15 protein-coding genes are annotated in these 20,544 nt (G+C 69.0%); 6 read left to right on the top strand and 9 right to left on the bottom strand.

From position 1 onward, the window contains the following. Nucleotides 1-193 precede the first annotated feature (193 nt). Genes glgX through glgB form a run of 4 tightly spaced genes read right to left on the bottom strand, consistent with a single transcriptional unit; the run spans nucleotide 194 to nucleotide 7,345 of the window. Nucleotides 194-2,368, bottom strand: coding sequence for a glycogen debranching protein GlgX (glgX, locus tag AC2ITM_RS11070; RefSeq protein ID WP_486466705.1), 2,175 nt, complete (start codon nucleotides 2,366-2,368; stop codon nucleotides 194-196). Beyond that, nucleotides 2,365-3,846: a glycogen synthase GlgA gene (gene glgA, locus AC2ITM_RS11065; RefSeq protein WP_486466704.1), complete on the bottom strand. Its 1,482-nt coding sequence runs from the start codon at nucleotides 3,844-3,846 to the stop codon at nucleotides 2,365-2,367. The genes glgX and glgA overlap by 4 nt, the downstream gene beginning before the upstream one ends. 11 nt (nucleotides 3,847-3,857) lie before the next feature. After that, on the bottom strand, nucleotides 3,858-5,129 hold the full coding sequence (gene glgC, locus AC2ITM_RS11060; RefSeq protein WP_486466703.1) for a glucose-1-phosphate adenylyltransferase: 1,272 nt from the start codon (nucleotides 5,127-5,129) through the stop codon (nucleotides 3,858-3,860). Then, entirely contained in the window at nucleotides 5,126-7,345 is a 2,220-nt protein-coding gene (gene glgB / locus AC2ITM_RS11055) for a 1,4-alpha-glucan branching protein GlgB (RefSeq protein WP_486466702.1), read from the bottom strand. The genes glgC and glgB overlap by 4 nt, the downstream gene beginning before the upstream one ends. Before the next feature lie 214 nt (nucleotides 7,346-7,559). On the opposite strand from glgB, the gene AC2ITM_RS11050 reads away from it, so the two are divergent. From AC2ITM_RS11050 to treY, 3 genes are read left to right on the top strand one after another with little or no spacing between them, the layout of a single operon-like run. After that, nucleotides 7,560-9,197 (top strand): alpha-amylase family glycosyl hydrolase, encoded by a 1,638-nt coding sequence (locus AC2ITM_RS11050; RefSeq protein WP_486466701.1) that lies wholly within the window; start codon nucleotides 7,560-7,562, stop codon nucleotides 9,195-9,197. A 30-nt stretch (nucleotides 9,198-9,227) separates the two neighbouring features. After that, nucleotides 9,228-10,985 carry a malto-oligosyltrehalose trehalohydrolase gene (treZ, locus tag AC2ITM_RS11045; protein ID WP_486466700.1) on the top strand — a complete coding sequence of 586 codons (1,758 nt, stop codon included), beginning with the start codon at nucleotides 9,228-9,230 and terminating at the stop codon, nucleotides 10,983-10,985. Further along, complete coding sequence (gene treY, locus AC2ITM_RS11040) at nucleotides 10,982-13,231, top strand: malto-oligosyltrehalose synthase (protein WP_486466699.1); 2,250 nt, start codon at nucleotides 10,982-10,984, stop codon at nucleotides 13,229-13,231. The genes treZ and treY overlap by 4 nt, the downstream gene beginning before the upstream one ends. 18 nt (nucleotides 13,232-13,249) lie before the next feature. Here treY and AC2ITM_RS11035 read toward each other — a convergent pair whose 3' ends face one another. Continuing rightward, nucleotides 13,250-13,450: a hypothetical protein gene (locus tag AC2ITM_RS11035; RefSeq protein ID WP_486466698.1), complete on the bottom strand. Its 201-nt coding sequence runs from the start codon at nucleotides 13,448-13,450 to the stop codon at nucleotides 13,250-13,252. 284 nt (nucleotides 13,451-13,734) lie between these two features. On the opposite strand from AC2ITM_RS11035, the gene AC2ITM_RS11030 reads away from it, so the two are divergent. Beyond that, nucleotides 13,735-15,279 (top strand): hypothetical protein, encoded by a 1,545-nt coding sequence (locus tag AC2ITM_RS11030; RefSeq protein WP_486466697.1) that lies wholly within the window; start codon nucleotides 13,735-13,737, stop codon nucleotides 15,277-15,279. Nucleotides 15,280-15,643: 364 nt separating this feature from the next. Here AC2ITM_RS11030 and AC2ITM_RS11025 read toward each other — a convergent pair whose 3' ends face one another. After that, complete coding sequence (locus tag AC2ITM_RS11025; protein WP_486466696.1) at nucleotides 15,644-16,165, bottom strand: response regulator; 522 nt, start codon at nucleotides 16,163-16,165, stop codon at nucleotides 15,644-15,646. 500 nt (nucleotides 16,166-16,665) lie between these two features. Here AC2ITM_RS11025 and AC2ITM_RS11020 point away from each other — a divergent pair, with 500 nt between their 5' ends. Then, nucleotides 16,666-17,124 carry a hypothetical protein gene (locus AC2ITM_RS11020; protein ID WP_486466695.1) on the top strand — a complete coding sequence of 153 codons (459 nt, stop codon included), beginning with the start codon at nucleotides 16,666-16,668 and terminating at the stop codon, nucleotides 17,122-17,124. Between the two features lie 9 nt (nucleotides 17,125-17,133). On the opposite strand, the gene AC2ITM_RS11015 is transcribed toward AC2ITM_RS11020, so the two are convergent. Then, nucleotides 17,134-17,277, bottom strand: a complete 144-nt coding sequence (locus AC2ITM_RS11015; protein ID WP_486466694.1) for a hypothetical protein — start codon at nucleotides 17,275-17,277, stop codon at nucleotides 17,134-17,136. Between the two features lie 215 nt (nucleotides 17,278-17,492). Continuing rightward, nucleotides 17,493-18,578, bottom strand: a complete 1,086-nt coding sequence (locus AC2ITM_RS11010; protein WP_486466693.1) for an LLM class flavin-dependent oxidoreductase — start codon at nucleotides 18,576-18,578, stop codon at nucleotides 17,493-17,495. A gap of 130 nt (nucleotides 18,579-18,708) precedes the next feature. On the opposite strand from AC2ITM_RS11010, the gene AC2ITM_RS11005 reads away from it, so the two are divergent. After that, nucleotides 18,709-19,260 carry a helix-turn-helix domain-containing protein gene (locus AC2ITM_RS11005; protein ID WP_486466692.1) on the top strand — a complete coding sequence of 184 codons (552 nt, stop codon included), beginning with the start codon at nucleotides 18,709-18,711 and terminating at the stop codon, nucleotides 19,258-19,260. A gap of 3 nt (nucleotides 19,261-19,263) precedes the next feature. Here AC2ITM_RS11005 and AC2ITM_RS11000 read toward each other — a convergent pair whose 3' ends face one another. Beyond that, nucleotides 19,264-20,478 carry an MFS transporter gene (locus AC2ITM_RS11000; RefSeq protein WP_486466691.1) on the bottom strand — a complete coding sequence of 405 codons (1,215 nt, stop codon included), beginning with the start codon at nucleotides 20,476-20,478 and terminating at the stop codon, nucleotides 19,264-19,266. Nucleotides 20,479-20,544 lie beyond the last annotated feature (66 nt).

Below are 20,544 nucleotides of genomic sequence, written 5' to 3'. Positions count from 1 at the left end.
GCGCTGCGCCGGGTGCCGTCCGGCGCTGGTCCCGGTGACGGGGGGACGGCTGCCCGATAGGGCGGCGGGGTGCCCCGGCGGGCCGCAGGCAATAGGACCCCTGCGGCAGGCCTGGCGGCCTGCGTGCCCCCGGTGTGGGGCCCATCCCCTCTGAAAACTGCCGACAGGTCAAGCGGGCGGCCTGCAAACCGTGCTAGCGGAAGGCGTCCAGCACCACGACACTGTCGGCCGGCAGCATCAGTTCGGGCGTGTCGGGCATCAGCGGCAGCGCGACCTGTCGGGCGACCGAAGTGTCGAGGATCCGGCGCCAGCGGCAATGCGCGGGGGCGGGCGGCAGCACAAGTGGGCAGGCAGGCCCGCCGTTCAGCGCCACCAGCAGCACGTCCTTGCTCATGGAATACGACGGCGTCTGCGAGGCCAGGCGGATCTCGATGCACAGGGTGCGGAAGGCGGGGTCGTGCCAGTCCTCGGTGCGCGCCTCCTGGCCGTCGGCGCGGCGCCAGATCACGTCGCGGTTGCCATCCAGGGCGCGGGCCTTGGCGTGCAGGAACAGCCGCTGGCGCAGCACCGGGTGATCGCGCCGCATCCTGGCCAGCCAGGCGGTGAAGGCCAGAAGCTCCTGGTCGGGGCGGTCCCAGTTGACCCAGGCGATGGGATTGTCCTGGGCATAGGCATTGTTGTTGCCGCCCTGGGAATTGCCGGTCTCGTCGCCCGCCAGCAGCATCGGCGTGCCCTGCGACAGGTAAAGCGTCGCCAGCATGTTGCGCTTGCGCCGGGCGCGGGCGGCCAGGATCTCGGGGTTGGTGGTGGGGCCTTCGGCGCCGATGCCGTCGGAATGGTTGGGCTCGTGGCCGTCGCGGTTGTCCTCGCCGTTGGCCCAGTTGCGCTTGGCGGAATAGCTGACGACATCCTCAAGGGTGAAGCCGTCATGCGAGGCCAGGAAGTTGACCGAGGAGGTGGCCGAGCGCCCGTCGTGATCAAACAGCCCGGCCGAGCCCAAGAGCCGCCCCGCAATGTCCGAGGTCGCCCCCGCATCGCCCTTCCAGAAGCGGCGCACGTCGTCGCGGTAGCGGTCGTTCAGCTCCAGGAAGGGATGCGGCCAGGCGCCCAGCTGATAGCCGCCCGGGCCCAGGTCCCAGGGTTCGGCGATCAGCTTGACCTTGCTCAGCGTAGGGTCCTGGCCGATGGCCGCCAGAAAGCCGCCCTGCGCGTCAAATCCCTGCGGCCCGCGCGCCAGCGCGGTCGCCAGGTCGAAGCGGAAGCCGTCGACATGCATCACCTCGACCCAGTAGCGCAAGGAATCCATCACCATGCGCAGCACCGCCGGGTGGCGCAGGTTCAGCGTGTTGCCGCAGCCGGTGTCGTCGATGTAATAGCGCGGGTCCTCGGCCAGGCGGTAATAGGCGCGGTTGTCGAGGCCCCGGAAGCACAGCGTCGGGCCCAGCTGGTTGCCCTCGGCGGTGTGGTTGTAGACGACATCCAGGATGACCTCGATGCCGGCGGCATGGAAGCGGCGCACCATGGTCTGGAATTCCCAGATCTCGCCCTCGCAGAGGTAGCGCGGATCGGGGGCGAAAAAGCCGATGGTCTGGTAGCCCCAATAGTTGGTCAGGCCCTTTTCCGTCAGAAAGCGTTCCGACAGATGCGCCTGCACCGGCATCAGCTGGATCGTGGTGACGCCGATGCGGTCCAGGTGATCCAGGATCGGCTGGCTGGCCAGCCCCAGGAAGCGGCCGCGCCGTTTCGGATCGACCTGCGGATGGCCCGCGGTCATGCCCTTCACATGGGCCTCGTAATGCACCGACATCGAGCGCCGGTGGCGCAGCGGTTCATCCTTGCCCCAGGCAAAGCCCGTGTCGCAGACCACCGCCTTGGGCATGGCAAAGGCGCTGTCGCGGCTGTCGAGGCCCAGGTCGGCCTTCTGGGTGCCGGGGCGATAGCCCAGCAGCGCATCCGACCAGCGGAACCGCCCGGCGATCTTGCGCGCATAGGGGTCCAGCAGCAGCTTGGCATGGTTGAAGCGCAGGCCCTCTTCGGGGCGGTGCGGCCCGCGCACCCGCCAGCCATAAAGCTGCCCCGGCAGCAGCCCGGCGACGTAGACATGCCAGACATCGCCATCGCGTTCGCGCAGCGGAATGCGCGCCAGTTCCCGCCGCCCGTCGGGCGAGAACAGGCACAGGTCGATGGCCTCGGCCTCGGCCGAGAAGACGGCAAAGTTGACGCCCTGACCGTCGAAGGTGGCGCCCATCGGATCGGGGCGGCCCGCCGACAGGCCGTGGTGCGGCAGCTTGGTGGGGATGCCGCTGGCGCCGGCGCGCAGGGCGGGGGCGGCCAGATGCGGTTGCGGGCCGCGGGGGGGATGGGTCATGCGGCGGGCTCCGTCAGGGCGGTCAGGCTGTCGTAGAGCGCGGCATAGTCGGCGGCCGAGGCCTGCCAGCCGAAATCGGCCTTCATGCCGTTGCGGCGGATCTGCCGCCAGCGGGCGGGGTCGCCATGCAGGTCGCACAGCTGGTCGAGGGCACGCGCCAGCCCCCCCGCATCGACCGAGGGCAGCATCACCCCCGTGGCCACGCCCTGCGCCAGGGCGGCGGGGCTGGCGGGGATCACCGTGTCCGACAGCCCCCCCGTCGGCGCCACCACCGGCACCGCGCCGTAGCGCAGCGCGTAAAGCTGGCTGAGGCCGCAGGGTTCGAACCGCGAGGGGACCAGCAGCGCATCGGCGCCGCCGTAGATCAGATGGGAGAGCGGCTCGTCATAGCCCTGCACAAAGCCCACCTGCCCGGGGTGATCGGCGGCAGCCATGCGGAAGGCGTGTTCCAGATCGGCATCGCCCGATCCCAGCACCGCCAGCCGCCCGCCGCGCGCCAGAAGGCCCGGCAGGACCTCGGGCAGCAGGTCGAGGCCCTTTTGCCGGGTCAGCCGGCTGACCACGCCCACCAGCGGCCCGGGGGCGGCGGCCAGGCCAAGGCGCTCTTCCAGCCGGGCGGTGTTGCGAGCGCGGGCGGCGGGCTGGCCGGCGCTGAAGGGGGCGGCCAGATGCGGATCGGTGGCGGGCGACCAGACATCGGTGTCGATGCCGTTCAGGATGCCGCGGATCGGCGGGGAAAGCTGCGCGATGACGCCCTCCATCCCCATGCCGAAGGCGGGGTGCTCCAGCTCGGCGGCATAGCGGGGCGAGACGGTGGTGACCTGGCTTGCCAGCGTCATCCCCGCCTTCAGAAACGAGATCTTGCCGAAATATTCCAGCGGCCCGGTGGGGTAGTACTGCGCCGGATCCAGCCGCAGCGGCCCCAGCCGTTCGACCGGGACCAGCCCCTGGAAGGCGATGTTGTGGATCGTCAGCAGGCTGGGCTGGGGCAGGGCGCGGGCCTTCAGATAGGCGGGCACCAGCCCCCCCTGCCAGTCATGGGCATGGACCAGATCGGGGCGCCAGCCGTCCGTCAGCGCGCCGTCGCAGATCTCGGCCGCGGCCAGGCAGAGGGCGGCAAAGCGTTCGGCATTGTCGGGATAATCTCTGCCGTCGGTGTCCAGATAGGCGCCGCCCGCGCGGTCGTAAAGATGCGGGGCCTCCAGCAGCAGGACCTCGTAGCCACCGGGGCCGGCAAGGCCCGCCAGCACCCGCGCCGGGCCGCCGAAAAGATCGGGCAGATCGGCCAGCACCGTGGCCCCCTGCAGCCGCGCGGCAAGCCCGGGATAGCCCGGCAGCAGCACCCGCATCCGCCAGCCAAGCGCCTTCAGCGCGCCGGGCAGGGCGCCGGCCACATCGGCCAGCCCGCCGGTCTTGATCAGCGGCACCGCCTCGGAGGTCACCGACAGGATCTGTCCGCCCGTCCTCATCCCGTCCATCGCCTGCTCCTTCAGCCGTTTGCTGCCAGCCATCGCGCCACCATCGGCCGGGTGATCAATGTCACGCCGCCCTCGCTGACGCGGAACCATTTCGCATCTTCTTCCGGGTCCTCGCCCGCCACAAGGCCCGCGGGGATCTCGACATGGGTGTCCAGGATCACCCGGCTGAGCCGCGCGCGCCGGTTCACCGCCGAATGGGGCAGCGCCACCACCTGGAACAGCTCGGCGTAGCTGTGGGTGCGCACACCGGTGAACAACAGGGATTCCCGCACCTCGGTTCCCGAGATGATGCAGTTGCCCGACACCATCGACGACACCGCCGAGCCCCGCCGCCCGTCCTCGTCATGGATGAACTTCGCCGGCGGCGTGACCTCGCCGTAGGACCAGATCGGCCAGGAATTGTCGAAGATGTCGAGTTCGGGGGTGAATTCGGTCAGCGCGATATTGGCGGCGTGATAGGCATCAAGGGTGCCGACATCGCGCCAGTAGATCTGTTCGTTGGCCCCCGAGGTGACGCAGCTGTCCTCGAAGAGATGCGCCATCGCCTTGCCGCCCCGGACCAGCTTGGGGATGATGTCATTGCCGAAATCATGGCTGCTGCCGTGGCTGGCGGCGTCCTCGATCAGCATTTCGCGCAGGAAGTCCCAGCGGAAGACATAGATCCCCATCGAGGCCAGCGCCTCGTCCGGGGCGCCGGGACGGGCGGGGGGATCGGCGGGCTTTTCCAGAAAATCGGTGATCCGCTGCTGCGCGTCGATGGCCATCACGCCAAAGGCGCTGGCCTCGGCGCGCGGCACGCTCAGGCAGCCCACCGTCACGTCGGCGCCGCTGTCGGCATGTTCGCGCAGCATCACCTCGTAATCCATCTTGTAGACGTGATCGCCCGCCAGGATGACCATGTAGTCGATGCCGTAGCTGTCGATGATCTCGATGTTCTGGGACACGGCATCGGCGGTGCCCAGGTACCACTGGCTTTCCGACACCATCTGCGAGGCCGGCAGGATGTCCAGATATTCGCCGCGTTCCGCCCGGAAGAAGTTCCAGCCGCGCTGCAGGTGACGGATCAGCGAATGCGACTTGTACTGGGTGGCGACGGCCAGCTTGCGCATCCCGGAATTGTAGGCATTCGACAGGGCAAAGTCGATGATCCTGCTCTTGCCGCCGAAATAGACCGCCGGTTTCGAGCGGATGTCGGTCAGTTCGCGCAGGCGGCTGCCGCGGCCACCGGCCAGCACGAAGGCCATGGCGCGCGGCGCCAGGCGGGTTCCGGGTGTGGGTTTCATGGGTTGCCCCCTCCCCAGGGCGCGTCGGGCACGGGGGCCCGCAGGAAAATCACCGACAGCGGCGGCAGCACCACCCGGGCCGAGGCCGGGCGCCCGTGCGAGGGGACCTGTTCGGCCATCACCCGGCCCAGGTTGCCGCGTCCGCCGCCGTCGTAATCGGTGGCATCGGTGTTCAGGATCTCGTCCCAGGGACCGGCGCAGGGCAGGCCCAGCCGGTAGTCGCGGCGCTCGACGGGGGTAAAGTTGCACAGCACCGCCACGTCCTGCCCGCCGGGATCGCGCCGCAGGAAGGCCAGCACCGACTGGTCCGCATCATCGGCCACCAGCCATTCAAAGCCCGCAGGCCCCAGCCCGTCGCGATGCAGCGCGGGCGTCGCGCGGTAGATCCGGTTCAGATCCCGCACCAGCGCCTGGATGCCCGCGTGCTGCGGGCGTTCCAGCAGGTGCCAGTCGAGCGATCGGTCGTGGCTCCATTCCCGGCCTTGCGCAAAGTCGCAGCCCATGAACAGCAGCTTCTTGCCGGGATGGCCCCACATGAAGCCGTAGTAGCTGCGCAGGCTGGCGAATTGCTCGGGGCCTTGCCCGGGCATCTTCTCGATCATGCTGCCCTTGCCGTGGACCACCTCGTCATGGCTGATCGGCAGGATGAACTGTTCGGAAAACGCATATTGCAGGCCAAAGGTCAGCTGGCCGTGGTGGTGGCGCCGGTGCACGGGATCGCGCCGGATGTACTCCAGCGTGTCGTTCATCCAGCCCATGTTCCACTTGTAGTCGAACCCCAGCCCGCCCTGCGCCGCGGGATGCGAGACGCCGGGAAAGCTGGTGCTTTCCTCGGCCACGGTCAGGGCATCGGGGCAGGCGGCGCGGACCTCGGTGGTCATTTCGCGCAGGAAGGCGATGGCCTCCAGGTTCTCGCGGCCGCCGTGGATGTTGGGGACCCATTCGCCGGGTGGCCGGGAATAGTCGCGGTACAGCATCGAGGCCACCGCATCCACCCGCAGCCCGTCGACGCCATAATGCTGCAACCAGTAGAGCGCATTGGCGACAAGGAAGTTCTTCACCTCGCGGCGTCCGTAATCGTAGATCAGCGTGTTCCAGTCGCGATGGAAGCCCTCGCGCGGGTCGGCGTACTGGTAAAGCGGCGTGCCGTCGAACCAGCCGAGGCCGTGGGGATCGGTGGGGAAATGCCCCGGCACCCAGTCGAGGATCACCCCCAGCCCCGCCGCCTGCGCGGCCCGGATCAGGCCCGCGAACTGATCGGGCGTGCCGTGGCGGATGGTGGGGGCAAAAAGGCCCACCGGCTGATAGCCCCAGCTGCCGTCGAAGGGAAATTCGCTGACCGGCATGAATTCCAGATGGGTAAAGCCCATGTCGCAGGCATAGGCCACCAGATCCTGCGCCAGCTCGTCATAGGACAGGCGCCGGTCGCCCTCTTCGGGTTTGCGCCGCCAGGAGCCCAGGTGGACCTCGTAGACCGAGACGGGCGCATCAGGCCCCGCAGGCGCGCGCCGGGCCTGGGCGGGGGGCGGCAGGGCGCGCACGACAGAGGCGGTGGCGGGCGGGTGCTCGGCCCCGAAGCCCACCGGATCGGCCTTCTGCGGCAGGGGGCCATGGGGGCCAAGGATATCATATTTGTAGGTCGCGCCGGGGGAGACGCCGGGCAGGAACAGCTCCCATATGCCGGTGGTGCCGCGCGGGCGCATCGGGTGGCGGACCGGGTTCCAGCCGTTGAAATCCCCCACCACCGACACCCGCCGCGCATTCGGCGCCCAGACCGCGAAGGCGGTGCCCTGCAGCCCCTCGTGCTGCATTGGATGGGCGCCCAGACGGTCCCACAGGCGCAGGTGCCGCCCCTCGGATATCAGGTGTTCGTCGAGGGGCCCCAGCACCGGCCCCAGCCGGTAGGGATCGTCCCAGGTCCATTCGGCGCCATGGCCCTGCGCCTTCAGCCGGTAATTGCGGCTGCGGGCCAGCGCGACGGGCACGTCATCCAGCTGGAACAGCCCGCCCCCCAGCGCGCTCAGTTCCAGGGGGGCGCCGCGCGGACGCAGGCACCAGATGCGCTGGGCACCGGGATCCAGCACCCTCAGGACCCGGCCATGCAGGCCCAGAACATCGAAGGGGGCGCCGTGGCGGCCCTCGCTCAGGGCACGGGCCTGATCGGGATCGAGGCGGGCAGCATCGGACGGGCGCGGGCGGGAGGGGGCCTTGGTCACATGCAGTTCCAGTTCTGGTCGGGCCGTCGGGCAGGGCGGCCATGGCACGCCCCTGCACCCCTGAGAGTGTCCGGTTTGCGCAAAATTTCAATGGCCTGAAAATGCCGCACCCCCCTTGCGGCGCTTCGAGATTGATTTCCCGGGGCCACGTGTCACCTTTTCCGGCAGGTGTCCTGCCGCAACGGCAGGCATCCCACCCCGACAGGAGGCACGGATGACACGTCCCCCCGGAAAGGCCCCGACCCGCGCTGCGAAACGAACCGGCCCCGAGGCCGGCTGGTGGCGCGGAGCGGTGCTCTATCAGGTCTATCCCCGCTCCTACCAGGATGATGACGGCGACGGGATGGGGGACCTGAAGGGGATCACCCGCAGGCTGGACCACATCGCCGATCTGGGCTGTGACGGGATCTGGCTGTCGCCCTGTTTCCGCTCGCCCATGGCGGACATGGGCTATGACGTGTCGGACTATACCGATGTCGATCCGATCTTCGGCACCATGGCGGATTTCGACGCGCTGATCGCGCGGGCCGACCAGCTGGGGCTGAAGATCATCATCGACCAGGTGCTGAACCATTCCTCGGACCGGCACGCGTGGTTCGTCGAAAGCCGCAGTTCGTGCGACAATCCGAAGGCCGACTGGTACATCTGGGCCGATCCCAAGCCCGACGGCAGCCCGCCCAACAACTGGCCCGCGGTCTTCGGCGGCCCGGCCTGGACCTGGGACGGGGTGCGCAAGCAGTACTACATGCATTCCTTCCTGCCGCAGCAGCCCGACCTGAACTATCGCTGCCCCAAACTGGTCGAGGCGGTGCTGGACACCATGCGCTTCTGGCTGGAGCGGGGCGTCAAGGGCTTCCGGGTCGATGCCTGCAACCACATGACCAAGGATGCGCTGCTGCGCGACAACCCGGCGCTGGATCTGACGGGCAAGCCGAAGCCCGTGAACCATTACGACTGGCAGCAGCAGCTTTATTCCAAGTCCCGCCCCGAGAACCTGGAGCTGCTGCGCAGGATGCGCGCGGTGGCGGATGAATACGACGACATCATGATGGTGGGCGAGATCGGCGATGCCGAACGCGCCATCGCGATCATGGGGGAATATACCTCGGGGCAGGACAAGCTGCACATGGCCTATTCCTTCGACATGCTGTCGCAGCACTACACGCCCGAACATTTCCGCACCGTGATCGAGGGCTTCTTCACCGGCGCCCCCGAGGGCTGGCCGCTGTGGTCGATGTCGAACCATGACGTGGTGCGCCATGCCACCCGCTGGGCCGCCAAGGACGCAGGCGGCGACGCGCTGGCGCGGCAGGCGATCTCGCTGCTGACCTCGTTCGAGGGGACGTTGTGCCTTTATCAGGGCGAAGAGCTGGGCCAGACCCAGACCGATCTGCTGTACGAGGAAATCACCGATCCCATGGGCCTGCGCTTCTGGCCCGCGGAAAAGGGCCGCGACGGCTGCCGCACCCCCATGTGCTGGCAGGCCGATGCGCCCAATGCGGGCTTTGGCACCGGCACGCCCTGGCTGCCGGTGAAGGCGCCTCAGGCCGCCCGCGCCGTCGATACCCAGGCAGGTGTCGACGGCAGCACGCTGGAATTCTACCGCAGCATCATCGCCCACCGAAAGGCCACCCCGGCGCTGGCCTCCGGCAAGATGGAGATCCTGACCGCCGAGGATCCGCTGCTGCGCTTCACCCGGGGCGGCACGCTTGACTGCCTCTACAACCTCTCGACCGCGCCGGTGACGGTGCGGGGGGTGACGGGTACGCCCTTTGGGCCCTCGCAGGCGGCGGATCTGGCGGGCAGCACGCTGACACTGGGGCCGAACGGCTGGATGCATCTGGCGCTTTAGGCCCAACCACATGTTCAGGGAAGATCGACGATGACGGCACTTTCCAAGGACAGGACCCGCCACTGGGGCGTGCTGCCGGATGGGCGGGGTGGCTGGCAGGCCGCGCTCTGGGCGCCCGAGGCACCGCAGGTGGCGCTGGTGCTGGAGGGGCAGGCGATGCCGATGGCCAGGGGGGCCGACGGGGTGCACCGTCTGGCCTTTGTGGCCGCCCCCGGCACGCCCTATGGCTTTGACCTGGGGCAGGGGATGCGCCCCGATCCGGCGGCGCGCGGGCAGCTGGGCGATGTGCACGGGCCCTCGGTCCTGGTCGACACCGCGTTCGACTGGCCCGAGGCCGAGGCCCGCTGGTCCCCCGGGCCGCTCTCCGAGGCGGTGATCCTTGAGATCCACATCGGCCTTTTCACCCCCGAGGGCACCTTTGCCGCCGCCATCCCCCGCCTGCCAGAGCTGGCAGAGCAGGGCATCACCGCGATCGAGATCATGCCCGTGGCGCAGTTCTCGGGGCGGCGGGGCTGGGGCTATGACGGGGTGCTGCCCTTCGCGCCCCATGCGGCCTATGGCCCGGCGCAGGGTCTGAAGGCGCTGGTGGCGGCCGCCCATGCGGCGGGCATCGCGGTGATCCTGGATGTGGTCTACAACCACTTCGGCCCCGATGGCGCCTATCTGCACCAGATCGCGCCCGGCTTCTTCGACCCCGACCGCCACACCCCCTGGGGTGCGGGCATCGACTATACCACCGCGCCGGTGCGCGACTTCTTCCTGTCGAACATCCGCCAGTGGATCGGCGAATTCCACATCGACGGCCTGCGGGTGGATGCCGCGCATCAGATCCGGGACCCCTCCGATCCCCCCATGCTGGAAGAGATGGCCCGCACCGCCCGCGCCACCGCCCATCCCCGCACCCCCTGGCTGATCCTTGAAGACGAGCGCAACCAAGCCGGCCCCGTCACCCCCGGCGCGGGGCTGTACGATGCGCAGTGGAACGACGACTACCACCACGCGCTGCACTGCCTGCTGACCGCCGAGGACGAAAGCTATTACGCCCCCTTCGCCGTCGATCCCGCCGCCGACCTGCTGCGGGCGCTGTCGGAAGGCCAGGTCGATCAGGGCCAGCCGCGACCCCGGGCCGACCACCCCCGGGGCGAGCCCTCGGCGCATCTGCCGCCCGGCTGCTTCGTGATCTCGAACCAGACCCATGACCAGGTGGGCAACCGCGCCCGCGGAGACCGCCTGATCGCCCTGACCGGCGAGGCCGCCGCCCGCACCGCCCATGCGCTGCTGCTGCTGTCGCCCTTCGTGCCGATGCTGTTCATGGGCGAGGAAGCGGGCGAAGAGGCCCCCTTCTGCTTCTTCGCTGATTTCCCCGAACCCATGGCGGATGCCACCCGCAAGGGCCGCCAGCGCGAATTCGAACGCTTCGCCTCGTTCTCGGGGCAGGTGCCCGATCCGATCTCGGCCCAGACGTACGAGATGTCGCGCCCCTATCGCGGCGATCCGGCGCGGCAGGCGGAATGGCGGGCGCTGACGCGGCTGCTGCTGGCCTGGCGGCAGGCCCATGTGGTGCCGCTGATCCGGCAGATCCCGGCGATCGGCGCGGCCTCGGAGGTGCAGCTGCTGTCGCCCCGGGCGCTTCGGGCGCGCTGGACGGGCACCACCTGCGGGGTCGAACTGGCCGTGACCTTCGGCGATCCCGCCCCGCCCGCGCCCTTCGCCCCCGACCTGACGGTGGGCGACTGGGACACCGGACATTACGCCCTGATCGCCCGCGCCACCGGAGGCCCCGCATGAGCCTGCATCCCGCCCTGCGCCACGCCACCGCCACCTACCGCATCCAGCTGAGGAACGGGGTCGATTTCGATGCCGTCCGCGACTGGCTGCCCTATCTGGCGGATCTGGGGGTCTCGCATCTTTATCTGTCGCCGATCTTCACCGCGACCTCCGGCTCAAGCCATGGCTATGACGTGACGCGGCCCGACCAGGTGGACCCTGCCTTGGGCGGGATCGGGGGGTTCACCCGGCTGGCGCAGGCCGCGCGGGCGCAGGGGCTGGGGGTGATCCTTGATATCGTGCCCAACCACACGGCGTTCAATTTCCAGAACCTGTGGCTGCGGGACGTGCTGCGCCACGGGCGCGCCAGCCGCTACGCGCCGCATTTCAACATCGACGCTGACGCGGGGCCCCTGCTGCTGCCGATGCTGACCGCGCCGCTGCCCGAGGTGCTGGCGCAGGAAACCGCCCGGGTGGCGCAGGCCTTTGACGGGCCGGTGCTGCAACTGGCGGGGCTTGAGGTGCCCCTTGATCCTTCGACCGCGCCCGCCGCAGGCCAGCTTGCCGCCCCGCAGGCCCAGGCGCTGATCGCCCGCCAGCCGTGGGAACTGGCGCATTGGGTGCTGGAACGCGACAGCCTGCGGCACCGGCGCTTCTTCAACGTCACCTCGCTGATCGGCATGAGGATCGAGGACCCGCAGGTCTTCGAGGACATGCATGCGCTGATCTTCGATCTGGTGGATCGCGGGCTGGTGCAGGGGCTCAGGGTCGATCACGTCGACGGCCTTGCGGACCCCGAGGGCTATCTGCGGCGCCTCGCGGCCCGGCTGCCCGGCTGCCCGGTCTGGATCGAAAAGATCCTATCGGGCAATGAGGCGCTGGCTCCTGCCTGGCCGGTGCAGGGAACCACCGGCTACGAGGCCGCCCGGGCGATCGCCGGGGTTCTGGGGGATGTCCACGGCATTGCCCGGCTGACCACCGACTGGCAACGCCGCACCGGCTGCGAGGGTGATTTCCACGCCGCCCTGCAGGCCGCCAAGCCCGAGGTGCTGTTGCAGGAACTGGCGTCCGAACTGTGGCAGCTTTGCGCGCTGGCCCGGGCCTGTGCAGCGACCGATCCCACCCTTGCCGCCGGCCCCGAAACCCTGCGCGAAGCCCTGATCGCCCTGCTGGTCGAGATGCCACGCTATCGCAGCTATTTCACCGACCGCGCGCCCCGCCCCGAGGATCGCGCGCTGTGGGCGCAGGTGCAGGACCGCGCCGCGCGCCATCTGCGCGACGACCGCGTGCTGCGCGCGCTTGGCCGCTGGATCGCCGAAGGGGCGGGCCCTGCGGCGGCGGCGTTGCGGGTGCGGTTCCAGCAGGTCTCGGGGGCGCTGATTGCCAAGTCGCACGAGGATACTGCGGGCTTTCGCCACACCCCTTATCTGGCCGCGAACGAGGTGGGCTTTGAACCCGACCAGCCGACCACGGCCCCCGAAGCCTTCGAGGCCTTCTGCGCCGAGCGTGTGCAGCATTGGCCCGGGGCGCTGACGCTGACTTCCTCGCATGACACCAAGCGCTCCGAGGATGCCCGGATGCGGCTGGTGGCGCTTGGCCATCTGCCCGGCGCCTTCGCGCGGCTTCTGGCGGATGTTTCGGCCCGTCGCGAGGCGGCGGGCGTGGCACCCGAGACCCTGTGGTACCTGACGCAGAGCGCGGCGGCGATCTGGGATCCGCAGGAGGGCGACACCGGTCCGCGGCTGGCGGCGCATATGGAAAAGGCTCTGCGCGAGGCCAAGCAGCGGACTTTCTGGACCCGCCCCGTCGCGGCGGTCGAAGACCCGGTGCGGGCGCTGTCGCTTGCGGTGATGGCAGCCTGGCAGACCCCGCCCGAGGCGCTGGTGCAGGTGGCCGAGCGCGCCCGGGCGCTGTCGCTGTGCCAGCTGGCGCTGAAGCTGGCGATGCCGGGGATCCCGGATATCTACCGCGGCTGCGAGCACTTCCGCCACGAGCTGACCGACCCTGACAACCGTCGTCCGGTGTCTTTGGCGGCGCTGCAGGCCGAACGGGGCGACAAGGCCCGGCTGACGCGCCGCTTGCTGGCCTGCCGGCGGGCCGATCCGCAGCTGTTCCTGACCGGCCCCCTGCGTCTGCGCCCCGAGGGGCGGGCGCTTGTGCTGGAACGTGGCACAGGTCTGCGGCTGCGCCTTGATCCGGCGGCGGGCCCGCAGGCCTGCGTCGAGATCCTTTCGGCCGATCCGGTGACGCGCTGCGACGCGCTGTGACGGCCAGGCAGAGGCGGGTCAGGCCACGCGGTGCAGCCGGGCGTCCTTTTCCAGGGCCTGCAGCAGCAGGCGCACCTCGGCTTCGGCCAGTTCGGGCGCCTCGTTCTGACGGCGGCGGATGGCGATGATCAGGCAGTCGATCAGCAGGGCGTCGGCGGCCTCCCCGAGGTATTGCTGCAGGTAGGTCTTCAGGTCGTCCGTGGTACCGGGGATCGGCATGTCACCCTCTCACATTACTTCCAGTAGGTGCGGAACGTGGGGCGGCTCCCGGCGGTATGCAAGGATATATCCACGATCCGGCTGGTTGCCGGCGCATTTGCCGCCCTGAGGGCTGTCGCTGCGGCAGCCAGAGCGGCAGTGGCGGTCTGCCGCCGGTTCACGCGGCTGTGGCGGGACCTGCCCGGGGGGGCGGGCTAGCCTTTGTCGCGGCGGGCGTGGTCCGCGGGCATCAGGATCAGGAGCGGCAGATGACGGCAGGACGGGGCAGGGCAAGGCGTGGGGCCATGGGCCGTCGCGGGGTGATCCTGGGGGCGGCTGGCCTGGCCCTTGGGCCTGCCGGGGGGCTGCGGGCCCAGGAGCCGCCGTCTGCGGCCCGGATGATCCTGGTGCTGGGCAATTCGCATAGCGACGGGCGGGTTCCGGCGGCGCCCTCGGATGCCTTCCCCGAGGACGCCTGGCAATGGACCCGGCAGGGGGGGCTGGCGCGGATCACCACCACGGCGCTTGAGACCGGTGACACGTCGAAGGCCTTCGGGCCGGACCGCCTGTCGCCGATGCTGTCCTGCGCCTGGGCGCTTGGCGCCGACCAGGGGGGCGGTCCGCCGTCGCGTCTGGTCTTCGTCTCCGAGGCGCAGGGATCGACCGGCATCCGCGATGGCGTCTGGTCGCCGGATCCCGCCCGGCAGCCCAACCGGCTGACCCGCGCGCAGACCCGCTGGAACGCCTGCCGGGCGCATCTGCTGGCCCAGGGCGGACCGGTCGAGACCCTGGGCGCGGTGTTTCTGAACAGTCGCCCCGACAGCAATCACATTCGCCTGCAGGCGCGCGGCACCGGGCTTGCTTCGATGCGGCGCTATTGCGCGGATCAGGATGCCCTGGCCGATTTCCTGCGCGCGGGGTTCGACGGGATCGGGCCCGATACGCCGATCCTGGTGACGAATGCGATGACGCTGCACCAGATCCGGGCCCTGGGCCCAGGCTATGCGGTGGCCCATGCCCTGGGCACGGCGATCGGCTACCGCAGGCCCTGGACCGGGGCCATCGACGTCGTGGCCGGGCAGCCCGGGGTCGAGGGCACGCAGCTGCCTGTCCATCCCTTCGACGGCGTCCATGCCGACCGCGTCGGAGAGCTGACCAAGGGCCGCCTGATCCATGCCGCCCTGCCGCGGGCGGCCGCCAATGCCGATCCGCGCGCGCCACTGCCTGACCTCGGGATCTACGATACCCTCTCCAGCCTCTATGACTGGCGCAGCGGTCTGCCGGTCGACTGGAAAGGGCAGGCCGACCTGCAGCAGCCGCCAGAGCGTCTGCCGCCGCTGGTGCGCTGGTCCGAGGCCTTCGGGACCGCCGTCTGCGACCTGCCCGAAGGCGAGGGGCGCCCGCTGCTGCGCGCCCAGCCGTTGCCGCAGGCGGGCTATGCGCTGGCCCTGCGGCTGGCGTTCTCGGATGGCGACAGCCACGGCATTGCCGGCACAGGTGCGGCGCCCGGTGCGCTGCGATGGCATTACGCGGCGCGGCCCGGTGCGCTGGTGGTCGAGCAGGACGGGGGGGTGCGGCTGGCCGCTGCGTTCCGGCCGGTGCCGGGGCAGCCGCTCTGGCTGGTGCTGGGCTGGGATGGCAGGCGGCTGCATCTGCATGGCGACGGCCAGCTTCTGGGCCGGGCCGAGATGGCCGTGCCGCCGCCCGGGGCGGGCCTGTATCTGGGCGGCACCGATGCCTCGGGCATCGGGGGGCTGCGGGGGCAGATCCAGATCGCGCTGGTCGCCGACCGGGCGTTTCACCCCTCGGAGGTGGCCGAGCTTGCGGCGCTGCGGGGCGTATCGCGTTGAGATCCCTGGATGGGGCCGGCTTTCCGTTCAGCGGGGAGGTTCGCTTTGCGGCATGCCAGGGAAACACCGCCGGCCCCGGAACTGAGTGTGATATTTGATATGTATTGGGTCAATTGCCCAGCCCGCCGGGCGGCGTCTTGTTGCCGATGTTCGGGGCGGGGCGGGCGGGCAAAGCCGGCGTGACTCGTTACCAACAGGACTGCGACAGGCGCTGCTGAACGCCGTTTCGCACCGGGCCGGCTTCGCCCAACTTCGTCCTATGACGGGGAAAAATTGTCATAAACGGTTGCAAAATGACTCCCCGGTCAAAGGGCAGGGCATCGCCGTTTTCGCGCATCTGCGCCGGACTTTCCGGCAAGGCCCGTCATTTCCGCAGGGCGGGCAGGCAGGATGGCGGCAGGTCCAGGGGACTGCCGGGGCGGGGCAGGGCCGACAGCTGCGGCCCTGCGCGGGACGGGATCGGCCGGTCGGCCCCATGGCCCTGCTGCAGCCGCGCGGCGCTGTCGCTGATCGTCTTTAGCAGCACTGCCCGCGGGATCGGCTTGTACAGCGGGTGGCCAACGTCGATCCCCCGGCCCTCGGCCATCAGCCGGGCCATCAGCGCAGTGGTGCTGCCGCCCCCGGTCATGAAATGCAGCCGGAACCACAGGCCGCAGTTGATCAGGAAATGGGCGATGTCGATGCCGTCGAACTCTGGCATGTTGACATCAAGCAGGATCACCGCCGGGCCACGGATGTGGGGCAGGCATGACAGGAAGGCCCTGCCACTGTCATAGGCGGTGACGCGATACCCGTTCCTGCGTAGAATTTCGGTCAGCATGACACGGAAATCCGCTTCATCGTCGATGATGACAATCCCTGCCGTCGGTGCCTGCGCGGTGCCCATGCCTGTCTCTTGCTGACGTCTCTCGGTCCGAGACTAAAAGGCGTTCTGATTAACGCATGGTGAATGCCCTGGAGAGGCCGATCCTTTCGCCCTGGCACGGGCCCCTGCTTCGCCAGCGAAAGCCGGTGCGGGCGGGACAGCGACAAGGCGCTGCACATTGGTGTACCCGGCGACCGTGGTCCGACCGGTGCGCTCGGCAAGGCGAGCTTGGCCGCGCGGAAACGGACCTGCCGTGGATCGGGGCCGCACCGGCTTGTCCCCTTCGCAGGCCCAGGCCACATGCGCCACCTGGTCCGTCCTGCCGGAGGGCCCCGCCGCGATGGCAGCGCAAACAGGCCCAACGGCACCGTAGGCTCACCGGATTGTGATCCGCGATCCGCTTTGACGCCCCGCCGCGACCGATAAAACCTTACTAAAACCTTTCAAATTCCGATATCGTGAACAGGTGGGGCGTTTCGGGGCCGATTAGGGCTGCCTGCGCAGCTGGGACGGAGAGCTTCATGAGGGCAGAACTGGCAGGGGCGGGCGCTGCGGCCGTGGCGATCTGCGCGACCATGGCCTGTGCCGATCCCACGCCGCTGCCATATTTCTATGCCGCTGAACAGATGCTGCGCCAGGCGGTGATCGCCAGCGGCAACCGTCGCGAGCTGATGGCGCTGGATCTTCGGGAATATGCGCGCGCGGCAGGCCGGGTCTCGCCCTGTCCCGAGGGGCCGGGCATGGCCGAGGTCGAGGCCCTGGCGACGCGGATCGCGATGTGGCGGCATCCGCGTCTGGCCGATCGCCTGTCGGGGGCGCGGGCCGAAGAGATCCTGCAGCTGCAGATGTCGGCGCGGCGGGACTTTCTGCTGGGACAGGCCCGGCGCTGTCATGAGGATGCCCGGATCACCGCTTGGCGCGCCAGGGCCCGGCATCTGCGGGCCGAAATCGAGGCCGCTCTGCGGATCCCGCTTGATTGACGCGGCAGGTTACAGGAAATCGCTGCGCGCAGACTGCACCAGTTCGATCAGGCGCTGCGTCGCGGCGCGATCCAGACGGATCCGTATGTCTCCGGTTGCCGTGGTGGCGTGGATTTCGCACTGATCCAGAAGACCGTCTTCGTGACGGGTCATTCGGGCACCCAGAATGCGGTCGAGGACCAGCGTCTGTGGACTGTCTGTGGTCAAAGTGAAGACCCTCCCTTGCCCCCTGGAGCACACCCGGGGCGATTCCATCCGCGCCCGTCTCCTCCAGGTTGTATGCATAATATATCTTTAATTGTGACAATGGCCAGTCTTGTTTCCAAAGGGGGGGGCGGGGGCAGGGCAGATGGCTGCCCCGGATCGTTTCAGCGCAGGCCCTTTTCGGCCAGGATCGGCAGGACCTCGTCGCGGAACAGCGGGAATTCCGCCAGGTAATCGACGAAGGACAGGGTGGTCCCGGCAAAGCCGGTCTCGTGCAGGCGGATCAGCCCCTCGGCGACCTGGCTGGGGGTGCCGACCAGCGGGAAGCCTCCGTGGCCCAGGGCCATCACGTTGCGGATCTGTGCCAGCAGGTCGTGCGGAAAGCTCTGGGCATGGGCGAACTGCAGCTTCACCAGATTGTCGGTCGCGGGCCAGTCGATATGGGCCATCACGTGATCATGATAGTCGCGGGCCTCGGCCTCGGTCGGGCGGCAGATGACATGGCTGAAGGTCAGCACGCCGACATCGCGCCCCTTCTGTGCGCCCTGCGCCTTCAGCGCGGCGATCTCGGCACGCGAGCGTTCCAGGTCGATGGCCGGGGTGAACAGGTAGTCGGCATTGCTGGTGGCAAAGTCGCGGCCCAGCCCCGATCCGGCGGCATTCAGAATCGGCACCCGCCCGTTCACCGGTCGGGGATCGCCCTTGATTGCTTTGAGGTTGAAGTAGTCTCCGGCCCAGTCGAAGGCTTCGGTGCTGGTCCAGAGGCGGGTGATCACGTCCAGCCATTCCTGCGCATAGCGATAGCGCGTCTCATGGTCCTCGGGCAGGGACAGTCCCAGGGCCTCGTATTCGGGCTTGTTCCAGCCGGCCACGACGTTCAGCCCGGCACGGCCGGCGCCGACCTGGTCCATCGTGGCGATCTGCTTGGCCACCACCACCGGGTGGTTGGCGGTCGCATGGACCGTGGCAAAGACCGAAATGTTCCGGGTGCTGGCCAGCAGCGCCGTGGCCCAGCTGATGGTTTCCAGCACACCACCGTGAAAATCGGTTTCGCCGCCATAGCCGATCCAGCGCGCGATCGGCAGCATGAAATCGATCCCCGCCGCATCCAGCATCTGCCCAAGCGCGAGGTTGTTCTGCCAGCTGTTGTCCCAGCGTTCCGGCAGCGTGCTGACTGTCATCCCCGAACTGCAGTTGGTCGCGAACGTGCCCAGCTTGAAGCCCTGCCGGGCCAGCATCCTGTTTGTCATGATCTCGTCCTGTTGGTTTTTGATTCGATTTTTAAATTAAAAATCTATTTTAAACCTGAAGCATGCTGCCGCCTTGTGTCAAGCGCCGCACGGGGCGACACTGGTGCGGCACTGGACGGGAGTACGGAACGTGAGCGACAAAGCGGCAGCACAGGCCGGGCCGACCGAGGGGACGGGGCTGGATTTCCGCTGGCACCTGTCGGCGGATGAGGCCGAGATTGCGACGACCGAGCTGGAATTTGCGCTGATGCGGACCTTCGAAAGCTTCGGACGCTGGCAGGCGGAATGCCTGGCGGGGGCGGCGCAGCTGCAGCTGTCGGGCCCCGAGAACGCGCTGCTGCATGTTATCCGGATGAACGACCGGGCGAAATCGGTCAAGGACATGGCCCGGCTGACCAACCGCGACGACATTGCGAACATCCAGTATTCGCTGCGCAAGATGGTCTCGGAAGGGCTGGTGGCCAAGCAGGGCTCCAGCCGCACCGGGGTCAGCTATGAGGCGACCGAGAAGGGGCGGGCGGTGACCGACAGCTATGCTGAACTGCGCCGCCGCCTGCTGCTGTCCGAGGTCAACGACATTGCCGATTTCCGGCCCCGGATGCAGGAGGCGGTGCGCACGCTGAACATGCTGAGCGGCATTTACGAGACCGCCAGCCGCGTGGTCGCGACGCACCGCCGCTAGGGGTCAGCGCGGGGTGACGCGCGGGCCAAAGGCGGCGACGCTCAGGGCCAGCAGGCAGACCAGCGTGGTCATCACGGCGATGCCGTCCCAACCCTGGTGCTGCCAGACCCAGCCCCCCAGCGACCCCATCAGGCTGGAGCCCATGTAGTAGAAAAGCAGGTACAGGGCTGCGGCATGGCCCTTGGTGCCCTCGGCGGCGGCGCCCACCGCCCCGCTGGCCACCGAATGGCCGATGAAAAAGCCGGTGGCGATCAGCGCCACCCCGGCGCAGATCGCGGCGACGGGGGCGAACAGTGTCAGCCCGATGCCCACCAGCACGATGGCAAAGGCGCTCAGCAGCAGCGGGCGGCGCCCGATCCGGTCCGACAGCCGCCCCGCGACCGAAGACGAGACCACCCCGAAGCCGAAGGCGAGGAAGATCAGGCTGACCTGGCTGGCATCCAGCCCGTAGGGCGCGCCGGTCAGTCGGAAGGTGGCGTAGTTGAAGATGGTGACGAAGATCGAGGTCAGGCAGAAGCCCAGCAGATACAGCCGCCGCAGCCGCGGATTGGCCAGATGCTGCGCCCATGCCCGCAGATGCGGCCCGGGGCCCTGGGGCGGGGCCGGCACGAAGCGCTGCGACGGCGGCAACAGCGCCCAAAAGCCCAGGGCGGCGGCCAGGCAGGCCAGGCCCAGCACCGCCATGGCCAGCCGCCAGTCGCCAAGGCTCAGCAACAGGCCCATGCCGACCCGGCCCATCATCGCCCCGAAGGCCGTTCCCGAGACGTAAAGCCCCATGGCCCGGCCCAGGTCCCGGGGGGCGATCTCTTCCGCGAGATAGGCCATGGCGACTGCCGGTACGCCGCCCAGGGCCAGCCCTTCAAGGGCGCGCAACACCAGCAGCGTGGACCAGCCGGGCGATACGGCCGCCGCCAGGTTCAGCGCCGCCGCCCCCAGCATCGAGGCCAGCATCAGCCCCTTGCGCCCCAGTTGCTGGCTGAGCGCCCCCAGCAGCAGGATCGACAGCGCCAGGCAGCCGGTGGTCAGCGACAGCGCCAGCGAACTGTGCGCCGGGCTCAGGTCGAAGGCGCGGGCGAATGCGGGCAGCAGCGGCTGCACGCAGTAGATCAGTGCAAAGCTGGAAAAGCCGGCCAGAAACAGCGCCAGGCCGGTGTTGCGATAGGCGGGGCTGCCGCGCAGGATGCCTGCGGGCAGCGAAGGGGAGGGGGAGAGGGACATGAGAGGCTCCTTCAGCGGGTCCTGTCAGAGCTACTTTCGGCCCCTCGATATTTCCAATATATTGGA

The sequence above is a fragment of the Pseudooceanicola sp. NS-SX9 genome, from assembly GCF_057380705.1.
Note: the sequence above shows the minus strand (reverse complement) of the source record. Positions and strands in the feature narration are given on the sequence as shown.